Below are 22,119 nucleotides of genomic sequence, written 5' to 3'. Positions count from 1 at the left end.
TTTCTTTCATTATATTTTATCATTTTTGGTTATATAATTGTGTACAATGTATTATATTAATTTAAGAAAAAAGTCAGTGGTTTCCCACAGACTCTCTTTCTTAAAACTTATATTCAAATGTTTTTTGAATAATAATCTGATCCCCTGATGTAAGCTTATCTGGATTTTGTATGGTATTTGTTTCAACCAGATTGGCTACAGTCGTATGATATCTTTTTGCAATCTTCCAAAGGGTATCTCCTGGTTGAACATAATAGATTGTAATACTTGGTCGTCCACTCAAATCTACCGCTTCATCCAATTCTTCTGCATCTACCAAAACTTCCATTTCTATTTTTTTACTTGCATTACAGTTCGCTCCTACATTTACCTTAATCTCTACTTGCTCAGGATTAATCAAGCTATAATCTACATCATTTATATGTAAATCTACGTCTGTCTTCATGCCCTCTCTTACCCCATCAATCTCTACAAAATGTCTAAATGGTATTTCTTGATGGAAACTGTGTGCTTGCTGATCCTTATCTTTAGATAAATATAATACATCCGCTTCAATAACTCCCTCTATAATAGTTTTATCTTCAACCAAACTCGCATCTGTAATGATTGGTTTTGCATTTACACTAAATATTTTGAAAATCTGCGGCTGATTCGAGGGAATATCTACCATTTCCTTTACCACCATATTTGATGTATTTCTCCCCACTCCTTTATAAAAGGCTACTACTTTTTTATCCATCTTTAATCCGTGACTTGGTGAATATGCATCTACCACAACATTTTTCTCTTCTACATCACTTACAGTTGCATCTATTTTTACCATTGCCTCTATTTCAAATATTTTCCGATCTCCATCTATATTTTCTTTCACATCCGTATATACTTCATCTGCTTTGAGCGTTACCTTGCTGTCCATATCCTTCATAGTCCCTATAATTTCAACAAAGTGCGTAAAAGGAATTTCATGTTTCAATAAAAATAAAGAATTCCGATCATCATCTGCTACATAAAGGGTATTTGTTTTAACAATACCATTTATAATAACTTTTCCATCTGTTACCTGCTTTTCTTTTTCCACTGCAAAGGCATCACATTTTAAGATTTCAGCAATTTCTGGAAGGTTTTCGTCTATTTCAAAACTTTCTCTTATAATGGTTTCAGATTTATTGCTTCCTACAATATCATTATAGTAGATACTGTTTGTTAAAACCTGAAGATCTTCTAATCCTTCTACCGCTCTTAATACCTCTATTTTTGAGACATCCCTACTCTTTCCGCTAAGATTTACTACTGTTTTTACTGAAATTTTTCTCTCATTTATAATATCAAAGTCAATATGTTCTATATCTGTTCCTACATCAATGTCCATATTCGGAACAGTACCAGCTATATCAATATTTTGACTAAATCCTGCACTCGCATTCATACTATAAATTGGATAATCTCCTACCTCTGATACATATAATATCTTGAAATTTACTACACCATCCACAACGATTTTATCCGATACAGCTTCTTTGCTCGTAATGTTTATATTCCCATCTACAGATAGTATTCTTGAAATATCCGGCTTAACATCAGGTACAAGAATTTCACCTTCTACAAGTGCTTGGGTATCCCCTTCTCCTATAATTTGATCTATCTTCAGTAAGTCTCTCATTACCTCAACGGCCATTGACTTTCCTCCTCCTCTTTTTTCGTCAGCCAATCCAATTTATTTTCATCTAGTTTCCTATCTCTTATTTAATCTCAAGATCATAAACTAGATAAATGCTTTCTACTATCCAGTGACAAAATATATGCTCCATGGATTCAAATTTGACTTATATATATTTATGCCGTAATACATAAAAAAAGAAGTGAAAAATATTTTTTTCACTTCTTTTTTTATTCATATAAAACCAAAACATTATTTGTACTTTTATGTCTTTAAGCAATGGTAGCAACCATTATTGCTTTTATGGTATGCAATCTATTTTCAGCTTGGTCAAAGACTACGGAATATTTGCTCTTAAATACTTCATCCGTTACTTCCATTTCCTTTAATCCAAATTTTTCAAATACTGCTTTTCCTGCCTTCGTTTCTAAATCATGAAAGGCTGGTAAACAGTGCATAAAAATCATATCTGGATTATTTGTTTTATGGATCATATCCATATTCACTTGATAGGGAAGGAGTTGTTTAATCCTTGCTTCAAATTGTTCTTCTTCTCCCATAGATACCCATACATCTGTATAAACTATATCTGCACCCTCTACGCCTTCTATATCTTCTGTCAACGTAATAGTAGCACCTGTTTCTTTTGCAACTATTTTCATCTCTTCTACTAATTTTTCTTCTGGGAATAATTCCTTCGGTGCTAATGCAACAAAATTCATTCCCATCTTAGCAGCGCCAATCATCAAAGAATTACCCATATTATTTCTTGCATCTCCAACATATACAAATTTTATTTTATTAAGGGGTTTATCTACATGTTCCATCATTGTTAAGAAATCTGCTAATATTTGTGTTGGATGATATGCATCTGTAAGTCCATTCCATACAGGTACCCCTGCATATTTCGCCAAATCTTCTACTGTTTCTTGCTTAAAACCTCTAAACTCTATCCCATCATACATACGACCCAATACTTTTGCCGTATCCTCTATAGATTCTTTTTTCCCTATATGACTATCATTCATTCCTAAAAATGTAGCCCCTGCACCTTCATCCATTGCTCCAACTTCAAAAGAACATCTTGTTCTTGTAGATTCTTTTTCAAATAGTAATAAAACATTTTTTCCTTGTAATAATTTTTCCTTTCCCCCTATTCTTTTTTTATTCTTTAAATCCTTCGATAGGGTTAAAAGATACTGTATTTCCTTTTGTGTAAAATCTTTTAATGTCAAAAAGTTTCTCCCTTTTAGATTGATTGCCATATATACACCTCCTTGTATGGGTTTAAATATTTAAAAAATCCTTTGCCGATTTAATCATCTTTTCAATACTTCCTTTAGCTGTAGATCCTTGTGATATTTTCGATGCAATACAACTTTCTATCTTTATTGCATCCAGGATATCTTCAGTGAGTATATTCGAAAAAATTTTGAACTCCTCTAGTGTTAAATCATCAATTCCTTTACCTTTTTGAATACAATAAAGGACCATTTTTCCCACTACTTCATGGGCACTTCTAAAAGCCATCCCTTTTTTCACAAGATAATCCGCCACATCCGTAGCATTCATGAATCCTTCTTTCGTTGCTTTTTTCATATTTTCTTTCTTTATTTTCATTGTCTTTACCATCTCATTGAAAATCTCTAAACAAACCTTTACATTTTCAACTGTATCAAATAGAGGGGGTTTATCCTCCTGCATATCTTTGTTATAAGCCAACGGTAAACCTTTCATAAGGGTAAGTATATTAAAAAGATTTCCATAGATTCTTCCTGTTTTCCCACGAATCAATTCTGCTACATCTGGATTTTTCTTTTGAGGCATAATGCTACTTCCTGTACTATAGCTATCATCCATTTCAATAAAATTAAATTCAGCAGAATTCCAAAGAATCAATTCTTCACAAAATCGACTTAAATGCATCATAATCATAGATGCGCCACTGATAAATTCAATCACAAAATCCCGATCACTTACTGCATCTAAAGAATTTTCGCAGATTTCAGAAAAACCTAATGTTTCTTTTAAAAATTCTCTATCTGTAGCATAAGTGGTTCCTGCTAAAGCCCCTGCCCCTAGCGGCATTACATTTACTCTTTTATAGCAATCCTCAAGTCTATCATAATCTCTTTTAAACATTTGAAAATAAGCCATTATGTGATATCCTAAAGTAATTGGCTGTGCTCTTTGAAGGTGTGTATATCCTGGCATAACCGTTTCTATATGCGCTTCAGAAATCACTACAAAAGTTCCTAACAACGTCTTTAATTTTTCACAAATTTCCTTTATTTCGTCACGAAGAAAAAGTCTTATATCTACTGCTATCTGATCATTTCTACTTCTTGCTGTATGCAGCTTTTTCCCTACTTCTCCAATTCTATCTGTGAGCAATTTTTCAATATTCATATGAATATCTTCTAAGCCTATTTCAAATGCTACTTTTCCATCTTCAATATCTTTTAAAATCTCAATAAGTCCTTGTATAATCTTTTGACTTTCTTCTTTTGTAATAATATTAGATTGACCAAGCATTTTTGCATGAGCAATGCTGCCCATGATATCATGCTTATAAAGTTTTTGATCAAATACAATAGACGCATTGAATTGGTCTACAATCGATGCTGTGCTTTTTTCAAAACGCCCTCCCCATAGCTTCATATTGTATCTTGCTCCTTCTTTGCTTTTTTCTCATTCATAATTGCACGAATGGTTAATGGCAATGCAAACAAATTGATAAATCCTTCTGCATCTTTTTGATTATACACATCATCTTCTCCAAATGTAACAAATTCTTCGTTATATAATGAGAATGGTGAATCTGTTGCAACAGCTGTACAATTTCCTTTATAAAGTTTCATTTTCACTTTTCCTGTTACACATTCTTGAGTGCTGTCTACAAATTTAGAAAGCGCCTCTCTAAGTGGTGTATACCATAATCCATCATAAACTAATTGGGCATATTTTTGCGCTACTGTCTTTTTAAAGCTTAACGTATCTCTATCTAATGTTAATTTTTCTAAGGAATTATGTGCTTTAAAAAGTATTGTTCCTCCTGGCGTTTCATAAATACCACGTGATTTCATTCCCACTAATCTATTTTCAATAATGTCAATGGTACCCACACCATTTTTTCCAGCCAATTTGTTTAATAAATTTACCATTTCTACTGGATTATATTCTTCCCCGTTTACCTTTACGGGTATTCCTTTTTCAAATTCGATTTCAACAAATTCTGGCATATCTGGTGCATTTTTAGGTGAAACACTCATCATATATATGCTCTCATCATGTTCATTCCATGGATCTTCAAGATTTCCACCCTCATGACTAATATGCCAGATATTTTGATCTCTACTATAAATCTTTTCTTTTGTAACCGCTATTGGAATATTATGTTTCTTCGCATATTCAATACAATCTTCTCTAGATTTTAAATCCCATATTCTCCAGGGTGCAATAATCTTTAAATGTGGATTTAATGCTTTAATGGTTGCTTCAAAACGTACTTGATCGTTTCCTTTGCCTGTAGCACCATGCGCAATACCAACAGCCCCTTCTTTTTCTGCTATTTCTACCAATTTTTTTGCAATTAACGGTCTAGCAAAAGATGTTCCTAATAGATAATCGTCTTCGTATACAGCAGATGCTTTAAGCGTTGGAAAAACATAATCTGTGATAAATTCTTCTACTACATCAACAACATAAGCGCTTGTAGCTCCCGTAGCTAGTGCTTTCTTTTTCACTTCATCATAATCTTCTTCTTGACCAACATTCACACATACTGCAATAACCTCTACCCCATAAGTTTCTTTTAACCATGTAAGAATCACAGAGGTATCTAATCCTCCAGAATATGCTAATACTACTTTTTCTTTTTTCATTTCCTTATCCTCCTCTGAATTATTATTATAAATATATTATAACAGGATTTTATATTTATTCAACATATTTATTCTTTTTTTTAAATATTTATTCATAGTATTTTGTTTTTATTTCCTTGTTTTTTTAGTTTTTCACTCTTTTAATGATATCAAGTGGGAACTTTTTCTTTTTCGTTTACTAATCATAAATACGTGGAATATTTTCTTTGAGTTTTTATTATATTTATGCATTTTTCTTATTGTATCATTTGCATATGTATTCATATTTGCGCAAATATATTTATTTTAATTGCTCAAAAAAGCATAAGTTTTAATCTATGTATAATTGCATACGCAGTTACACAAAAGACTAAAACTTATGCTTTATTTCTTTTTTATTATCTGAACTATTTTTTCTTATGCCTAGATTTTAAATCTACTTATTTCATTGTTTAATTTTAAAGCAAGATCATTTAGTTTATTAGATGCATTTGCAACTTCTTCAACAGCCATAGATTGCTGCTGCATGGATGCACTTACTTCTTCGGATGCTGCAGCCGTTTCTTCTGATACAGCTGATATATTTTCAATGGCGCCTACAATCGCGTCCTTATCCTTGTTCAATTCATTCACATATTCACTAATAGATTCAATTTTTCCTGCAATATGATCTATAGATTTAGAGATTGTATCAAAAGAAACATTTACCTCATTCACTGCATAGGCTTGTTCTCTTGATCTTTCCTTCACTTCTCCCATAGCCTGCACAGTATTATTACTATCATTTTGAATATTTATAACAATTTCCTTAATTTCATCCGCTGCTTCTCTTGAGCCTTCTGCAAGCTTTCTTATCTCATCAGCAACAACAGCAAATCCTTTTCCATGTTCTCCAGCTCGAGCTGCTTCTATGGATGCGTTTAACGCCAGTAAATTTGTTTGTTCTGCGATTGAAGCAATGGTATCTAATATACCACCTATATATTTGGTTTTGCTATCTAGTTCTGTTATTGCACCTTCAATCTTTTCCGTAGCATCACTATTTAATTTTGTTTTATTCTTCAAATCTCCAATCACTTTTATCCCATCTAAATTTGCTTCCATTACTTCATTTGCTGAGCTTAACATCTCTTTCGTATTGTTGTTTAGTTCAACAAATTTATTTGAAAGCCTAGCGGTAAGCATCGCTCCCTTTTCTGCATCAGCTGCTTGCTCCGTTGCACCTTTTGCAATTTCTTCAACTGTCTTAGCCACTTCTTCAGCCGATGCACTTGTTTCTTCAGAAGTTGCTGCTAAATTCTCAGCTGATGCACTAACTTCTCTCGAAGCTGTTTGTACATTCTTCACAAGCTTGCCAACCTCATCAATCATAGCATTGAAGCCTTCTCCTAATTTTCCTATCTCATCCTTTGATTTGATATCAGAAAGTATCGTAAGGTCTCCATCTTTTATTCTCTCCATATCTACTAGGAGTAGTTTTATATGTTTCGTTAATCCTTTAGAAAATAGGTATGAAATAAATAAGGCAATTAATAACGAAATTATTCCTATGAGTAAAGTATTCCAAAGCAAACCATCTAAATCTTCTTTAATTTCATCTACATAGATAGCTGAAAAAACCGTCCATCCTAATTTCTCTAATTTTGTAAATGCCGCAAACTTCTGTTCCATTTTCCCATTTTCTTCTCTTTTATAATCTATAACCCCTTCATTTTTTTCTTTTACTGCTTCATCTAGTTCTTTAACACCTGTCGGTTTTCCAATAAGTTCTTTATTTTTATGGGTCATGATATTTAAACTTCTATCTAAAACAACAGGATAACCTCTTTTTCCAATTTGAATAGCATTTACCTTTTCTGCTAAAGTTTCCAAAGAAATATCTACAGCTAAAACGCCTACAAATTCATTTCCATTAAAAGAATTATATACGGGTTTCGCCACTGTTATAATTTGTTTTCCTGTAGTAGCATCTATGTACGGATCTGTCCATATTAAATCATTTTTCCCCACAGCATCCTGATACCATGGTCTCTGTGTAGGGTCATACCCCTCATCAAATTGTGCATTAGGAAAAATAAACATATCTTTATTTTCCGTTCCCAAATAAATAGATTCCGCATCTGGATGTGCTTTTATAAAGCTTTGAAAACTTTTCATCATCCACTGCACGCTATCTTCTGTTGCTATTGCTTGCTGCACATTTGCTTCGTCAGACATTTGTATCGTACTTTCTTCAAATCCTTTCATCAAATTGTTAATAGAATCTTTTATCTCATACGTCAATTGAAGGGATGATGTTTTTAAGTTGGTTTCCATAATTTTAACAGATTTTTCATAGGAACTAATACCTAATACACATAGCGGAATAGCTATTAATAAAATAAAGGCTATGGCTAATTTTGCTCCTATTCCCATTTTAATTTTTTCATGTTTTTTCAATTTTGACCGCCTCCTTATAATTTTTAAAAGTTTTAACATTTTTCTTCTTATTTCGACATTTTTCCCTATCAATCCTCTTTTTTTGTTTATGGAATATACTTCTATTTCAACCTGCATAAATATTTAGCGTGTCTTTTTCTTCTTTTTTAAAAAAACAACCACTTAGCGGATGCTATGTGGTTACAAATCTAACTAGCTTGGATTTTCTTTTCATTATCACACAAAGTAATTTCAACTGTTTCTGTAAGTATATCTGAATAGCTGTAGGATACTCTTCTTACCGTATTGTATCCCCCGTCAATGCATACCACAAAGATGTTAGGGTAAGTTTTTTCAAGAATACCTTCCTTCACGGATATCTTCTTTCTTCCTTTGTTGGCTTTTAATCTAACCTTTTCTCCAACAAGGTGTTCCACATCTCTTCTGATTTGAGCTAAATCATTATTTTTAGCCACTGAATCACCTTCTTTCAAAGTATACACCCTAATCATACCACATAGTAAAACAATTGTCAAATATATGACCTATTATTATACAATGTATATACAATCTTGTCAATAAATCTTGAAAAATCCACAAGGAAAACATTTGCATATAAATTTTTCTATTGTCTATCCATAACGATAGTATCTTATCAATGCATTTGCAATAGCTTCTGTTGCTTGATCTTTAAATTTTTCATCTCTCAATTTTTCCTCTTCATCAGGATTCGTGATATAAGCAACTTCAATCTGCAACACACTACTTCTTACTTCTCTAAACAAATAGAAATTTGCAACTTTTGTACCTCTTCGAGCAGTCCCTAATGCATTCCATAATTCTTCTAAAATAATATTTGCTAAGTTTTCACCTTCTTTATCTCCTCTATAATGATAAATCTCACTTCCTGATATGTTTGGATTTGAAAAGAAATTTTGATGTATGCTTAAGAAGAAATGGGGTTTTACTTCATGCGCTAAATTTGCTCTTTTGCTAAGGGAAACATACGTATCTTTTGTTCTTGTTTCATAAACTTGCGCGCCAGCATTTCGTAAAAGTTGTGCTAATTTTAAAGATATAGATAGATTTACATCTTTCTCTCTGAGCCCAGTAGGTCCTGTTGCATCTTCTGTATTATTACCACCATGCCCTGCATCAATTACTATTATTTTCCCCGCTAAAGGCTTTTTTATACTAGGTCTATCAAATTCTTTAATTTGTATCCCTGTAAAATAATAATTCAAAATTTCTTCCGCATTTTTTCCTTCTAAAGCCATGGTATTCGCGCCATATTGGCAAAGTCCTAAACCTTCCCCTTTTCCCTGCATTTCAATTTGAAATGTAATAGGCTTCCATCCAAATCTTGTTGAGTTTAACCCCAATAATTTCATTATTTCTGTTCCTTTTAATTTTTTTCCACCTATTTTCACACTAACGATTCTTCCTTCATCATCCCTTTCAACATCTTCTATAATTCCGTCAATATCAGGTCCTTTTAGCGGAGATGATTCAAGGATTTTAATATTCAATTTTTCTTCTATTTCTTCCAATGTCATTTTCAAAGAATGTTTATAATAGGGAGAATTTCTACAATACTCACACAGTACTTTTCTTAGGTACAAGGTTTTATTTCCCTCTATATTTTCAGAATTTTCCGTAGCGCCTCCACAAGTATGATGGAATCTCGCATCTATGGGTTTATTCTTCATTGTAATAATCTTTCCTTCTGTTTCATTTACAGCTTTGTCAAGTTTTTCCCAATTCTTTTTAAATTCAGATCTCCATTTTTTCTGAAACACTTCTTCGGTCATAAATTTCCCACAATGTCCATCTGTGCATATATCTGCCTCCGGATGTACTGAACATCCTTTTCCTCCAAAGAATTTCATATTTCTAATGATAAAGGTTCTTGCTATAATACTTTGCGCCTTTAAAGCTTCTATTTCAAAAGATATAGGTATTTGAGACGCAACCATCCTTTTAATTAATTGTGGCATTGGTTCTAAAACAACCTTATTTGCAATATGATCATATATTTTAACATAAATTAATATATTTCCATCATCCAATTTGTTACCCTCCTTTAACAAAACATTTTTTGTCTCTCTAGGCAGTTTTTTTCTTTCTTAGCGAATTTATATCCCAAATCAAGTATTTACTCAAAACTTATTGATAAGGTGACTTTGGAAATCCACGTCTATATTTCCCTCTTGTTTGTAATCCCCCTACTCCTTGAATTCCTGTGATAGTGTTTTCGAAAATTTCTTCAACAGGCACGTATTGCGCTATATTTGTATAAGCAATTTTTTCGCATATAAATACAGGGTCTAAACAATGGATTAGTATAGAGTGTAGAGAATGGAACAAATAAAAAAAGATGTTGATTTTTCTTCAACACCTCACATTCCTTCTTTAAATAATTGTCTTCAATTTTTCCATTACTTCCTTAAGTGTCTCACTCACTCCCTGTTCTATATATTCTCTCATTATTTGTATTCTTAATTTTCCTGCTTCTTCTATATCAAAAGCTGTATAAACAAACCATGATACCAATCCTGTATCTAAAAAATCTTCTGTAATTAACCCCCTCATAAAAAAAGCTGATTCCATAGTAAATATACTATCAATCATTGTTTGTCTTTGAAATCTAGTCATTTTCTTATTTACTTCAAAATTTTTGCAATAGTCAATTTTATGATCTACCACTTCTTTTGGTAAAAGGATCTTATACTTATTTTTGAAGAATTTCATGTTTTGGATATTTTGACTTAAAACCCTTTTATAGTTTTCTTCATATTCATCTTCTGTTAAGTGTCCAAAACTCCTACACACAAGAGGTCTATAATTATAAATGCTACACATGCCTTCATCATCCAAAAATGGACAATGATTTTTTTTGACCATTTCCAAAAAATAATAGCCTATGATCTTAGGAAATAATTTTTCATATAACGCTCTTTCGTTCGTCATATGCTGAAATATATTCAAAAACTCAATGAAGTGCGTAGGTACTGATTCCACACAACATCTTGTACATCCTAAACACTTTCCTTGTGGAATCGTTTCATATATTCTATATAGATCATCAAAGTAGCCATTGCGTTGCGCAGTTTTTATGCCGTTATCTATACTTTTTAAATTTAACTTTTTCATAGTATACTCCTTAAATTGTTATTATTCTTATAGTATTATAGCACGAAGTGTTGTAAATATTTAGAAATAAAAAGTTAGATTTTATCAATCTAGCTTTTTACTCCTTTTCGCTTGTTTTTCCTTTGCTTTTATTTCATCACTAGTCATTTCTACTAATAAACTTTCTACATTCACGTCTGCTCCTTCTTCTACATATATCTTAGATATTTTGCCTGGTATTTTACTATTAATACTTATTTCCTTAGCTTCTATCATTCCTTGAACAACCAATCCATCCTCTTCATTAAATAACTTTACTGCCTTCTCACTTTCACACCTAATCATATTAGCTAAGACTAACATGATAAATATCATGGTCACCACTACTTTTCTATCGACCAACCCAGTAACATTTGCTTTTGTTACAAGCATTCATTCCCCTACTTCAGATAACATAATTCCATTTCTTTGCTCTTCATATAAAATTACGAGTAAATTGAATTTCGTATTAGATATACCGTATTGCTGAAAGAACATATTGTCTTAAAAATAAAAAATAGGATACTTAAAGTATCCTATTTTTGTAGTTGTTTTATCTATTTTCTTTTAACAATTACAGATGTTCCCATTCCTCCGCCAATACATAGCGTTGCTAACCCATGTTTTGCATCTCTTTTTTCCATTTCATGTAGCAGGGTCACTAAAATTCTCGCACCACTCGCACCAATCGGATGTCCTATGGCAATTGCTCCACCATTTACATTTACTTTTTCCATATCAAAGTTAAGATCTCTTGCTACTGCAATAGATTGCGCTGCAAAAGCTTCATTTGCTTCAATTAAATCCATATCTTCGATTGTAAGATTTGCTTTTTCTAAAGCTTTTTTAGAAGCTGGAATAGGTCCTATTCCCATGATAGAAGGTTCCACCCCTGCTGTTGCATAAGATACGATCGTAGCTAGTGGTTCAATACCTAGTTCTTCTGCTTTTTCTTTAGACATAATAATTAATGCTGCTGCACCATCATTAATCCCTGACGCATTTCCTGCTGTTACCGTACCGTCCTTTTTAAATGCTGGTCTTAATTTTCCAATAGCTTCTGCTGTTACACCATCTCTAATAAATTCATCTTCTTCAAAAACAATTGTTCCTTTTTTTGATTTTATTTCTACAGGGACAATTTCATCTTTAAATCTTCCTTCTTTTTTTGCTTTTTCTGCTTTGTTTTGACTAGCAGCTGCAAATATGTCTTGTTCTTCTCTGGTAAGACCATATTTTTGCGCAACATTTTCAGCTGTCATACCCATATGATAATCATTAAACACTTCCCACAATCCATCTCTAATCATAGTATCCACAATTTTTCCGTCACCCATTCTATGTCCCCATCTTGCCTTCTCAAGAACATATGGTGTCGCACTCATTACTTCTGTTCCTCCTGCAACTACAATGTCATTATCTCCTGATAGAATTGTTTGCGCTGCAAGAGATACTGTTCTTAGTCCAGAACCACAAATAATATTGATTGTTGCAGCTGGAACTTCTACAGGAATACCTGCTTTTACTGCTGCTTGTCTTGCAACCCCTTGCCCTTGTCCAGCTTGTAATACACAACCAAATAGTACTTCATCTACTTGCTCAGGCTTAATTTTCGCTCTATTCATCGCTTCCTTCATAACAATTGTTCCTAATTCTGCTGCTTTAAAACCTTTTAAAGTACCTCCATAACTACCCACGGCTGTTCTCACCGCACTTGCTATTACTACTTCTCTCATACATCTTCCTCCTTATATTATTTAAGTATTTAATAGATTAAAAAATAACACAATCGTTAGATCTTCAATTTTTTTAAATTGAAAACTTTTGGGTTTTACAATTCCTCACACAACTGTATTGCATGCAAATATTAAGCCAACCTTGTACAAACTGATCAATTATTCTTGTATACGTCTTATATAGCCCTTTCCCTATTTGTTATACGCTATTTTGTTATCTATATTAAAAAAATGATTGTTTACTTTCTTGTACAAATTTGACAAATTTTTAACAAGTACCATTTTAAGGTATTCTCATTTATATATCTCAATCCTTGCATTGTCTAAAGTTCATATGTACGATCTAAATTGTTTGCTTTTCCACACGCACTGTATTATTTTGTGTACAGTTTTAATAACCTCTTCACAACACGCAATTCATCATTCTATTCCAAATATATACGTTATGATGCCCTCCCGATTTCTAAATATTTCAATTTTTTTGACCAATTTATTTAAGGTCATACGATCCAAAGTTTCAAACTTAAGTATTTCTTCTATAACTTCCTTGTAATGTCCTTCATTTTCTTTTAATTCTTTTGAGATTTTTTCCTTAGTTTCTCCTAATAATCTTTTTTGTCCATTTATTTCTTGTATTTTTCTTAAATAAAGTTTTTCCTCTACCCGATCATCTATGCACATATCTAAAAGTCTACTTTTTTTTTGATCCAATTTTATAATCAATTTTTCTATTTTTTTTATTTTTTCCTTTCCATTATAATTTTCCATCCCTTCTTCGACTTCCTTTACAATCGTATTGCTACAGATCTTCTCATAGATGATTTTCCTTAATTCGTTACAAACAACTTCTTTCAATACACTTTCTTTAATATACGTTCCTTTACAATAATTTTTCCCCATTTTATTTAACTTGCCACAGATATAAGCTTCTTTTTCTTTTTTATAATGCATCTTACTACCACATTCTCCACAAACCAAAATATTAGAAAAAAGATGTTTTTGATTCCCAGTCCTTTTCTTTTTCTTTTCACTTAGTATTCTTTGGACCTCTTCAAAAGTTATTAGATCTATGATTGGCTCATGGGTGTTTTTTACACATACGATTTCTTCTTTATTCACTTTTCGTTCTCCAGTAATTGCATTTACTGTACTACTTTTATTTTGAATCATATCTCCTACATAAAATCTATTGGAAAGTATTTTTCGAATGGTGCTTTGATGCCAAATAAAACTACTATTTTTTTTCTCTGCTACTTGGCTCGGTGTTGGATAACCGTTCTCATTTAATTCTTTTGCCATTTTATACAATCCTTTTCCCTCTAAGTACATAGAAAATATTTTTTTAACAACATACGTCGAAATATCTTCAGATGAAATAATTTTATACTTATCAATTTTTTTGTAACCATAGGGTGGATTGCTCCCATTGTAGTAGCCCCCTTTTGCTCTACATAATTTGCCAAATTTAATACGCTCACTCATTTTTTCAGATTCTTTCTGTGCAATAGAAAGGAGTAATGTAAACATAAATTCATCGTATTCTTTTGAATCAAATCCATCCTCGATTGTGGTAAATCTTATGTTTCTAGCTCTGAAATCTCTAATAATCGTTAAACCTTCTAATGTATTTCTGGCAAAACGAGAAATACTTTTTGTAAGAATACTGTCAAACTGATCCTTTTTACTATCTTCGATTAACGCTTGTAACCCTTCTCTTTTCTTTATACTTGTTCCACTTTCAATATCTTGGTAAACTTTAACCAATGTCCATCCTCTATCTTTAATGTATTTCTCAAAGAAAATTCTCTGATGTGCAATACTCGTCTTTTGGGTTTCCATATCTGTAGAAACTCTAACATATACAGCACACCTCACTTAAAACCCTCCTATTTGTTTTTTAACTGCAATAGAACCAATTCCTTCAAAATAGCTTTTAAATTTTTTTCTCCTACGAATTTATTTGTTATTTTAATTATATTCTTCATCAAATCCCCCCTTAAAGCTAATCCAAATAAGTTCACTAATCTTTCAAGTTATTTTTTTTGTTATCTCTTATTATATATGTAAATTTAATAATAAGTATTCATACTATCCACTCCATTAGTACCCTGTGTGGTGAACTTGCAAAGTTTGCTCCGGCGTTGAGTATTTCTTCATAATAAGATTGACATCCCCCAGCAAAAATTACAAGGTCATCCATACTGGGCTCATACTTTCTGGCTTGTTTTACAGTTTCTATAAAATGCCGAGAATTTTTATAATTATCCGCATTTTTAAAGTCTTTATGCCCCTTTAAAAAACCATCATGACCTGTTATAACCAATATATCTGGTCCATATGTTTGCAACAACTCTAATACAGCTTTTGGTTGTTCTTCCTCTCCGATCTGTTTACCAACAACATCTATCTCTAATTGTTTATAGACTTTTAGGCAAACATCTAGGTATTCCTTATCTCCATCTAAATGAAGTACTTTTCCTGATTTTATGAAATAATCCTTTTTTTCATCTTTTTCATTTCTCTTCTTCATAATTTTATCTATTGTTTTTTCAATTTTTTTTTCAAATGATCTTGTAAAACTATCTATTTTTTTTAGAGATATTCGATATAAATCCTTTTCAGGAGAATCTGCTATAATTCTTAAATCTACACCTTTTAATATGACAATTTTCTCTTTATGAAAAGTTTCTATCATATCAATAATCTTAAATAATATATCAAAACCATATGATCTTCTAGCTACCAGATCTCCTATTCTTAAATTCATCATACACTATGTCCTCCTATAAGCAATTCACCAAAACTAAGCACAGTATACAATCATATAACTTCTAACGAATTTGCCTCGTATGATAGAATCTACTGTAATACATAATATGTATTGTTCATACCCCTTGTGCATAATCATTTTTAACGGATATGAAAATTGATGAGGCATACGCTTCACCAATTTTTTATAGAAACTTTATTTATTGTTTTATTTATGCTTTCTAAAGAAGGATTGTTTCTTTTGAAGGAATATTGCAAATCGTGATGCATCAATAGGTTTACTAAATAAATATCCTTGCCCCATATCACATTTATTTTCTTGCAAGAACCTCAATTGATCCTCTGTTTCTATACCTTCTGCCACTACTTCCAAGTTCAAACGTTTTGCCATCGCTATAATCGCAGCAGTAATGGCCGTATGGTTTATCTCTTTATGAATATCCTTTACAAAAATTTTATCAATCTTTAATTTGCTAATAGGCAATATCTTTAATTGTCCTAAAGATGAATAACCTGTACCAAAATCATCAATAGATAATGTCACGCCTAAATCATTTAATTTTTTAAATGCATTTCCTATATTATGGATATTTTCTGCAGAAATGCTTTCTGTTATTTCTAGTTCTAAATACTTAGGATCAAGGCCCGTTTCATTCAATATATTTTCAATCCTATTTATAAAATCTTTTTGTTCTAATTGTCTAACAGATATATTCACTGCTAAATATATCGGCATATATCCAGTCTCTTGCCATTGTTTATTTTGTCTGCATGCAGTTTTTAACACCCATTCTCCAAGAGGTACAATCAATCCATTCCTTTCTGCAATGGGTATAAACTTATCTGGTGGGATAAACCCTAATTTTTCAGTCTTCCATCTTAGTAAACTTTCAGCACCCATCATTTTTCCTGTTTTCATATTGATAATCGGTTGATAATAAAGTGAAAATTCATCCCTCGCCAATGCATCCTTAAGAAGATTTTCTATTACAAATCGTTCTTTTTCTTTTTCATTTAAAATATCAGAAAATCTTTCTACTTTATTTCCTTTACTCTCTTTCGCTTTATACATCGCCATATCTGCATGAATCATTAATGTGTCTGCAGTTTTGCCATCATCAGGATATATGGCAATACCTATACTAATATCTACATATAATTTATTCTCATTTACATAAAATGGTTTCTCAAAACCATCCACAATCCTTTTTGCAATATACATAGGATTTTCTACATCCTCCATTTGGGAAAGTAATAGCACAAATTCATCTCCTCCAATTCGTGCAACAATATCACTTTCTCGAACACATTGCTTGATTCTTTTTGCTACTTTTTGTAGTAATTGATCTCCTGCTGCATGGCCTAAATGATCATTAATATTTTTGAATCCATCCAAATCTATAAAAAGAATACCTATCTTTTCTTTTTTACTACAGGCATTCACCAGTGTATAATTTAACTTTCTAATAAAGAATGCACGATTATATAATCCTGTCAAAAAATCTCTAAAAGCCAGATAATTAATTTTTTCTTCTTTACTTTTACAATCCGTAATCTCTGTAAAAGCATGATTCGTCCATACAATTTTCCGCTGTCTATCCCCAACCAATACGCCTTCTGTATTATTTTCAAAAACTTTCCCAAATAACTTAAATTTTTTTTCAGCTTCTTCACACCTATTTTCATCCACAATATCATAAACAATAGAAAGGATAACCCTTCTATTAAATAATGTCAGCCGATACATATACACTATAACACACATCTCTATCCCATTTTTTGATACTTGTACCATTTGATTTATACTATATCCCTTTTCTAAAATTTCTTCTTTAAATTTTGATGTTTTATTCAAAGTTAGTTGTGCCATCACATCTTTCAGTGTCATCATTTGCAATTCTGCTTTCGTATAACCAAGTTTTTCACATGCCATATCATTCACTTCGATAATTTTACCAAATAGTTCCTCATTTTTATATTCAGATAGAAAAATACGTTGGTTCACATTTTTACCTCCTAATAAAAAATGTTCTTCCCATAATCAGTATATGCATTGAGTGTCCTATGTGTAAAAAAACGTATCCTTCTATCTTACCCAATCATTTCGCCAACGAAATTTCTTGAAAAATATTTTATAATAAAAAGTGACCTACAATACAGTAGATCACTTTCTATAAATCCTGTTTTTATTTTGATTGCATATAAGCAACTAATTTTCTAATCATCGACTGTTCTCCTTCAATAATTAAATAAGCAGATGGAATAATGTATAATGTAAGTAATGATGAAACCAACATACCAAATATAATAGCCGATGCCATTGGTGCCCAAAGAAGTCCTCCCGAAAGCCCTAATGGGATCAATGAAATCACGGTTGTAATCATACCAATCATAATAGGTCTAATTCTTGTAGCACAAGCTTCTATAATTGCTTCTGTTAAAATTTCATGTTCTTCTTTCAACAATTTTATATAATCCAACAGAACAATTCCATTATTTACAACAACGCCCATCAAACTAATGGCGCCAAGCAATGCCATAAACCCTATTGGATATCCTGTGAGTTTCAATCCCCATATGATTCCTATAAAGGATAGCGGAATAGTCCCCATAATAATAAGTGGTTCTCTTAAATCTCCAAATTGCATTACTAATACTAGGTAAATTATAGCTACTGCAATAACAGAAGGAATTTTCATAGAGGTAAAAGCATCATTTCTTTCTTCACTTGCTCCACCAATCTCCATCGTATATCCTTTTGGCCATTGATAATCCTTTATAGCTTCTTCGATTTTTTTCTGAACATTTTCCGTATTATATCCTTCTTTTACAAACAATCCTATTGTAATAGTTCTTTTTGTATTTCTTCTTATAATTTTATTCAAAGCAAATTCATTATCTATCGTAGCAATTTGGTCGATTGCTACATTTTTTCCTGTAATAGAGGATGTAAAGAATAGATCTTCTAATATTTCCTTGTTGTGTTTATCTTCTTCTGGAATCTTCATAATCACAGAAAGATCATCATCATCAATATGGTCTTGCTTTAATTTTGTAACATCATAGCCATTGATCGCCATTCTGACAGTAGCAGCAATATCCTGATTACTAAGCCCTACAAGATTTGCTTTTTCTTCATTTACGTTTATTTTCAATTTGTAAGAATCATATCCAAATGTATCTTGAACATTTTTTCCTCCTGGAATTTCTTCTACAATTTCTTTCACATCATTCGCCATTCTTTTTAATTCTTTAATATCTTCTCCTGATATTCTTACCTCAATTGGAAAGTCAACAGGCATCGCATTTTCAAGCTTTGTTACATTGATTCTCGCTCCAGGCACTTTACGATCTAGCATTTCCTGTACATGTTGGATATCCTTTTGTTTTCCATTCACAATAATTTGCGCTTTATTACTCGCAGCATTGTTCGCTGTAAAGGTTACATAATATTTTAGTGGACCATCTCCAACCTTTGCTAAAAATGAATCTACTGATGAATCTTCTAAAAGGACATTTCCAATTTTATCTACAATCTCTCCTGTTCGCTCCGCTGTACTTCCCTCTTTTACTGCTACATCAATAACATATTGATCTCTTTCTACTGGCGGGAACAATTGTACACCAAGACTTGGTACAATGGCTAAGCTTACAACAAGCGCCCCTACTGCAATGCCAATAATAAATTTAGGTCTTTTGAGTCCCATGCCTAAACTCTGTTTGTATTTTTCGAGAATCAATTTTGAAATCTTATCAATGTTTACAAACTGTTCCAGTTTTCTTTGTAGTATATTTTTCTTTTTTCCTTCTCCCTTTACCTTTAAAAAAGTATATCCCATTGCTGGTACCATTGTAAGGGATGTAAGATAAGAACTAAAAAGTGCAATTGAAACAAGGATGGGTAAACTTTTTACAAACTTTCCTGCGGTTCCTTGCATCATCGCAAGTGGTAAAAAAGAAGCAATACTCGTAAGGGTTGATGTAAGTATGGCAATTTTCACTTCATTTACCCCTTTGATACAAGCTGTCTCTCGGTCAAATCCTTTTTCCATATAAAGATACATACTATCGTTTGCAACAATTCCATTTGCAACCAACAAACTTAAAGAAATGATTAAAGATGCAATGGATACCTGATGTAGTTGCATCCCTTGCAATTTCATATATACAAAAACACTCATGATAATTAATGGAATAGAACTAGATACAACCAATGCACTTCTTGAACCCATAGCAAGAAGAACGACTAAAACCACAAGAATAATTGCTGAAATCAAATTACTTTGAAATAGCTTTATGGCAGTATTTACATAATCTGCTTGGTCTGTAAATATAGTGAGGTTCATCCCTTCATAAAGTTCCTCTTTGAAATCATCTAGTATCACATCTAACCTTTTTCCTATTTCAACCATATTTTTTCCTTCAGCATATTTTACGCCTACTACAAGGGCTTTTTCATTGTTTAAAGTGTTAAATACCTCTTTCTTTTCCTCAATTTTTACAACCTCTGCAATTTCTTTTAAGTAGATTGGATTTCCACTTTCAGAGACACCTATCACCGTATTTTTTAATTCATCCATATTTTCGTACTCTCCAGAAGTTTGAACTGGCACCTTTATATGTCCCATTTCTAAGTTTCCACCTGGAATATTTACATTGTGTGCTTTGATCAATTTTGCAATAGTACTTGGTGCAATCTTATACTGTTCTAATTTCACCATATCTAGATTAATATGTATTTGTTCATCAATCTCCCCATCAAGATCTACTGCCTTAACCCCTGGATCTTCTTCTAATCTATCTTTCAATGCTTCTGCTACTTCTTTTAAATCTTGATAGCTATATTGATTTCCTGTCAACGCAACAAGGAGTCCATAAGTCTCTGTAAAATCTGTTTCAACTTCTGGTTCCCATGCTTGTTCTGGTAGATCTTTTTTTACCTCATCTACATCATCTTTTAAATCATCCCAAATATTATCGATTTTCGCATCACTTAAATCCTTTAGCGTGATTTTTATAACACCTATACTATCCATTGAAAAACTCTCTAGTTTTTTAATTTCTGAAATTTCATTGATTTTTGTTTCTAATGGCTTTACAATCAACTTTTCAATATCCTCAGGGCTTGCTCCTGGATAAATACATTTAACCATTGCTACAGGGGCAACAACATTTGGATTCTCTTGTCTTTCCATATCCCCATATATAAAAATCCCTGTAATAAAAACGAAGAAACAAATCAACATAACAATGCTTCTATGGTTTACACTCCATTTTACCATTATTTGATCGCCTCCACGTTGATTTTGTCATTGTCTTTTAACTTAAACTGACCCTCTATAACGATTTTGTCTCCGATCTTTAATCCTTCCTTTACTTCTAATTTATCCTTTACAATTTCTCCTGGTGTAATCTTTTGTTCACGCACAACCCCATCTTTTTCTGAATAAATAAAAACGATTGGTCCTTCAGGCATATTCATAATGGCATCTATTGGAATTAATACTGCTTTTTTCTCCGATAAAGGAATATCCACTTTCCCTACCATCCCTGGCTTTAATTCATTTTCTTCATTTTCGATTACCACTTTTACCGGAAAAGTTCTCGTTTCTGTATCTGCCAAAGCACCTACCTCACTTACAATCCCTTCAAACTCTTTTTCTATTCCATATACATAAACCTTCGCCTTTTGTCCTTTTTTTATCTTATTAATACTACTATCAGAGGCACCTACTTCTATCTCTACTTTGTCTAATTGTCCTAGTACAATAACAGGATACCCCTGAGCTGCCGTTTCACCAATCTCAGCTATTTTTTTTAGTACAACCCCATCAATAGGACTCAAAAGTTTTGTCTCCTTAAGGTTTGATTGTGAAGCATCTCTTGCAGCCTCTGCTTGTTGCAGTTCTATATTTGTATATTCCTTTGCATCGAGCGCTTCTTGATACGTGTTTGTAGCTGCAATATACGTTGCCTCTATTTCATCCATTTTTGCCATTGGAACGGCTCCCTCTGCATAAAGGTTTTTCATTCTCTCATAATTTTTTGTCGTAACATCTAACGCAGCTTTTGCTTGATTGATTTTCGAAGGAATGCCACTCTCCATTTTAAGCTTAGAAGATTCCCACTTCGCTTGATCAGCTTGTAATTTCAATTCATAATCATACGCATCTAATTGCATCATTACATCATTTTTATTTACAGCATCTCCTTCTTTTACAAATATATTTTCAATAATTCCACCTGGAATCTTATAAGCAAGTTTTATCGTCTTTGTAGGTTTTATATTGCCACTTAAAGATATTTGATCGAAGTAGTTTTCTTCTTTTATTTCCTGTACAACAACTGGCTTTAAGCCTTGTGCCATCACTTCTTGTTCTTCCTGAAAACTACATCCTACAAGAATAGACTGCATAGCCAAAACAAAACCAAATAAAATTATTATTTTCTTTTTCATGTTGCATCCCCCTTATCATTTAACATATATCTATAAAGTATAAACTTT

16 protein-coding genes are annotated in these 22,119 nt (G+C 32.2%); all 16 read right to left on the bottom strand.

All coding sequences use genetic code 11. The features are described 5' to 3' along the window. Positions 1-100: 100 nt before the first annotated feature. The 16 genes from EV214_RS04815 to EV214_RS04740 all read right to left on the bottom strand — a co-directional run bounded on the left by EV214_RS04815 (position 101) and on the right by EV214_RS04740 (position 22,071). The gene (locus EV214_RS04815; RefSeq protein WP_132243268.1) at positions 101-1,675 is read right to left on the bottom strand and encodes a DUF3794 and LysM peptidoglycan-binding domain-containing protein; all 1,575 of its coding nucleotides are present in this window, start codon (positions 1,673-1,675) and stop codon (positions 101-103) included. A 254-nt stretch (positions 1,676-1,929) separates the two neighbouring features. After that, positions 1,930-2,922 (bottom strand): ornithine carbamoyltransferase, encoded by a 993-nt coding sequence (gene argF, locus EV214_RS04810; RefSeq protein WP_132243266.1) that lies wholly within the window; start codon positions 2,920-2,922, stop codon positions 1,930-1,932. A 22-nt stretch (positions 2,923-2,944) separates the two neighbouring features. Then, on the bottom strand, positions 2,945-4,318 hold the full coding sequence (gene argH, locus EV214_RS04805) for an argininosuccinate lyase (protein WP_132243264.1): 1,374 nt from the start codon (positions 4,316-4,318) through the stop codon (positions 2,945-2,947). Then, positions 4,315-5,541 carry an argininosuccinate synthase gene (locus tag EV214_RS04800; RefSeq protein WP_132243262.1) on the bottom strand — a complete coding sequence of 409 codons (1,227 nt, stop codon included), beginning with the start codon at positions 5,539-5,541 and terminating at the stop codon, positions 4,315-4,317. The genes argH and EV214_RS04800 overlap by 4 nt, the downstream gene beginning before the upstream one ends. Positions 5,542-5,943: 402 nt before the next feature. Next, positions 5,944-7,959, bottom strand: coding sequence for a methyl-accepting chemotaxis protein (locus tag EV214_RS04795; protein ID WP_165916242.1), 2,016 nt, complete (start codon positions 7,957-7,959; stop codon positions 5,944-5,946). Between the two features lie 188 nt (positions 7,960-8,147). Beyond that, entirely contained in the window at positions 8,148-8,432 is a 285-nt protein-coding gene (locus EV214_RS04790) for a Veg family protein (RefSeq protein ID WP_330571256.1), read from the bottom strand. Positions 8,433-8,570: 138 nt separating this feature from the next. Continuing rightward, positions 8,571-10,007, bottom strand: a complete 1,437-nt coding sequence (gene spoIID, locus EV214_RS04785; RefSeq protein ID WP_132243258.1) for a stage II sporulation protein D — start codon at positions 10,005-10,007, stop codon at positions 8,571-8,573. A 97-nt stretch (positions 10,008-10,104) separates the two neighbouring features. Further along, entirely contained in the window at positions 10,105-10,305 is a 201-nt protein-coding gene (locus tag EV214_RS19540) for a sporulation peptidase YabG (protein WP_334295676.1), read from the bottom strand. A 45-nt stretch (positions 10,306-10,350) separates the two neighbouring features. After that, on the bottom strand, positions 10,351-11,091 hold the full coding sequence (locus tag EV214_RS04775) for a YkgJ family cysteine cluster protein (RefSeq protein ID WP_132243256.1): 741 nt from the start codon (positions 11,089-11,091) through the stop codon (positions 10,351-10,353). Positions 11,092-11,175: 84 nt separating this feature from the next. Then, positions 11,176-11,502: an HlyD family secretion protein gene (locus EV214_RS04770; protein ID WP_132243254.1), complete on the bottom strand. Its 327-nt coding sequence runs from the start codon at positions 11,500-11,502 to the stop codon at positions 11,176-11,178. A gap of 164 nt (positions 11,503-11,666) precedes the next feature. Next, a complete protein-coding gene (locus EV214_RS04765) occupies positions 11,667-12,845 on the bottom strand; it encodes an acetyl-CoA C-acetyltransferase (RefSeq protein WP_132243252.1) in 1,179 nt (392 codons plus the stop codon). Positions 12,846-13,265: 420 nt separating this feature from the next. Next, the gene (locus EV214_RS04760; RefSeq protein WP_132243250.1) at positions 13,266-14,720 is read right to left on the bottom strand and encodes a recombinase family protein; all 1,455 of its coding nucleotides are present in this window, start codon (positions 14,718-14,720) and stop codon (positions 13,266-13,268) included. A 208-nt stretch (positions 14,721-14,928) separates the two neighbouring features. Next, on the bottom strand, positions 14,929-15,615 hold the full coding sequence (yabG, locus tag EV214_RS04755; protein WP_132243248.1) for a sporulation peptidase YabG: 687 nt from the start codon (positions 15,613-15,615) through the stop codon (positions 14,929-14,931). Positions 15,616-15,822: 207 nt separating this feature from the next. Beyond that, the gene (locus tag EV214_RS04750) at positions 15,823-17,619 is read right to left on the bottom strand and encodes a sensor domain-containing protein (RefSeq protein WP_132243246.1); all 1,797 of its coding nucleotides are present in this window, start codon (positions 17,617-17,619) and stop codon (positions 15,823-15,825) included. A 181-nt stretch (positions 17,620-17,800) separates the two neighbouring features. Beyond that, positions 17,801-20,896, bottom strand: a complete 3,096-nt coding sequence (locus EV214_RS04745) for an efflux RND transporter permease subunit (RefSeq protein WP_132243244.1) — start codon at positions 20,894-20,896, stop codon at positions 17,801-17,803. After that, complete coding sequence (locus EV214_RS04740) at positions 20,896-22,071, bottom strand: efflux RND transporter periplasmic adaptor subunit (RefSeq protein WP_132243242.1); 1,176 nt, start codon at positions 22,069-22,071, stop codon at positions 20,896-20,898. The genes EV214_RS04745 and EV214_RS04740 overlap by 1 nt, the downstream gene beginning before the upstream one ends. Positions 22,072-22,119: the final 48 nt, after the last annotated feature.

The sequence above is a fragment of the Marinisporobacter balticus genome, from assembly GCF_004345705.1.
GTDB classification, from domain to species: Bacteria; Bacillota; Clostridia; order Peptostreptococcales; family Thermotaleaceae; genus Marinisporobacter; species Marinisporobacter balticus.
The sequence above is the reverse complement of the archived record's forward strand: the minus strand, read 5'-3'. Positions and strand labels throughout refer to the sequence as shown.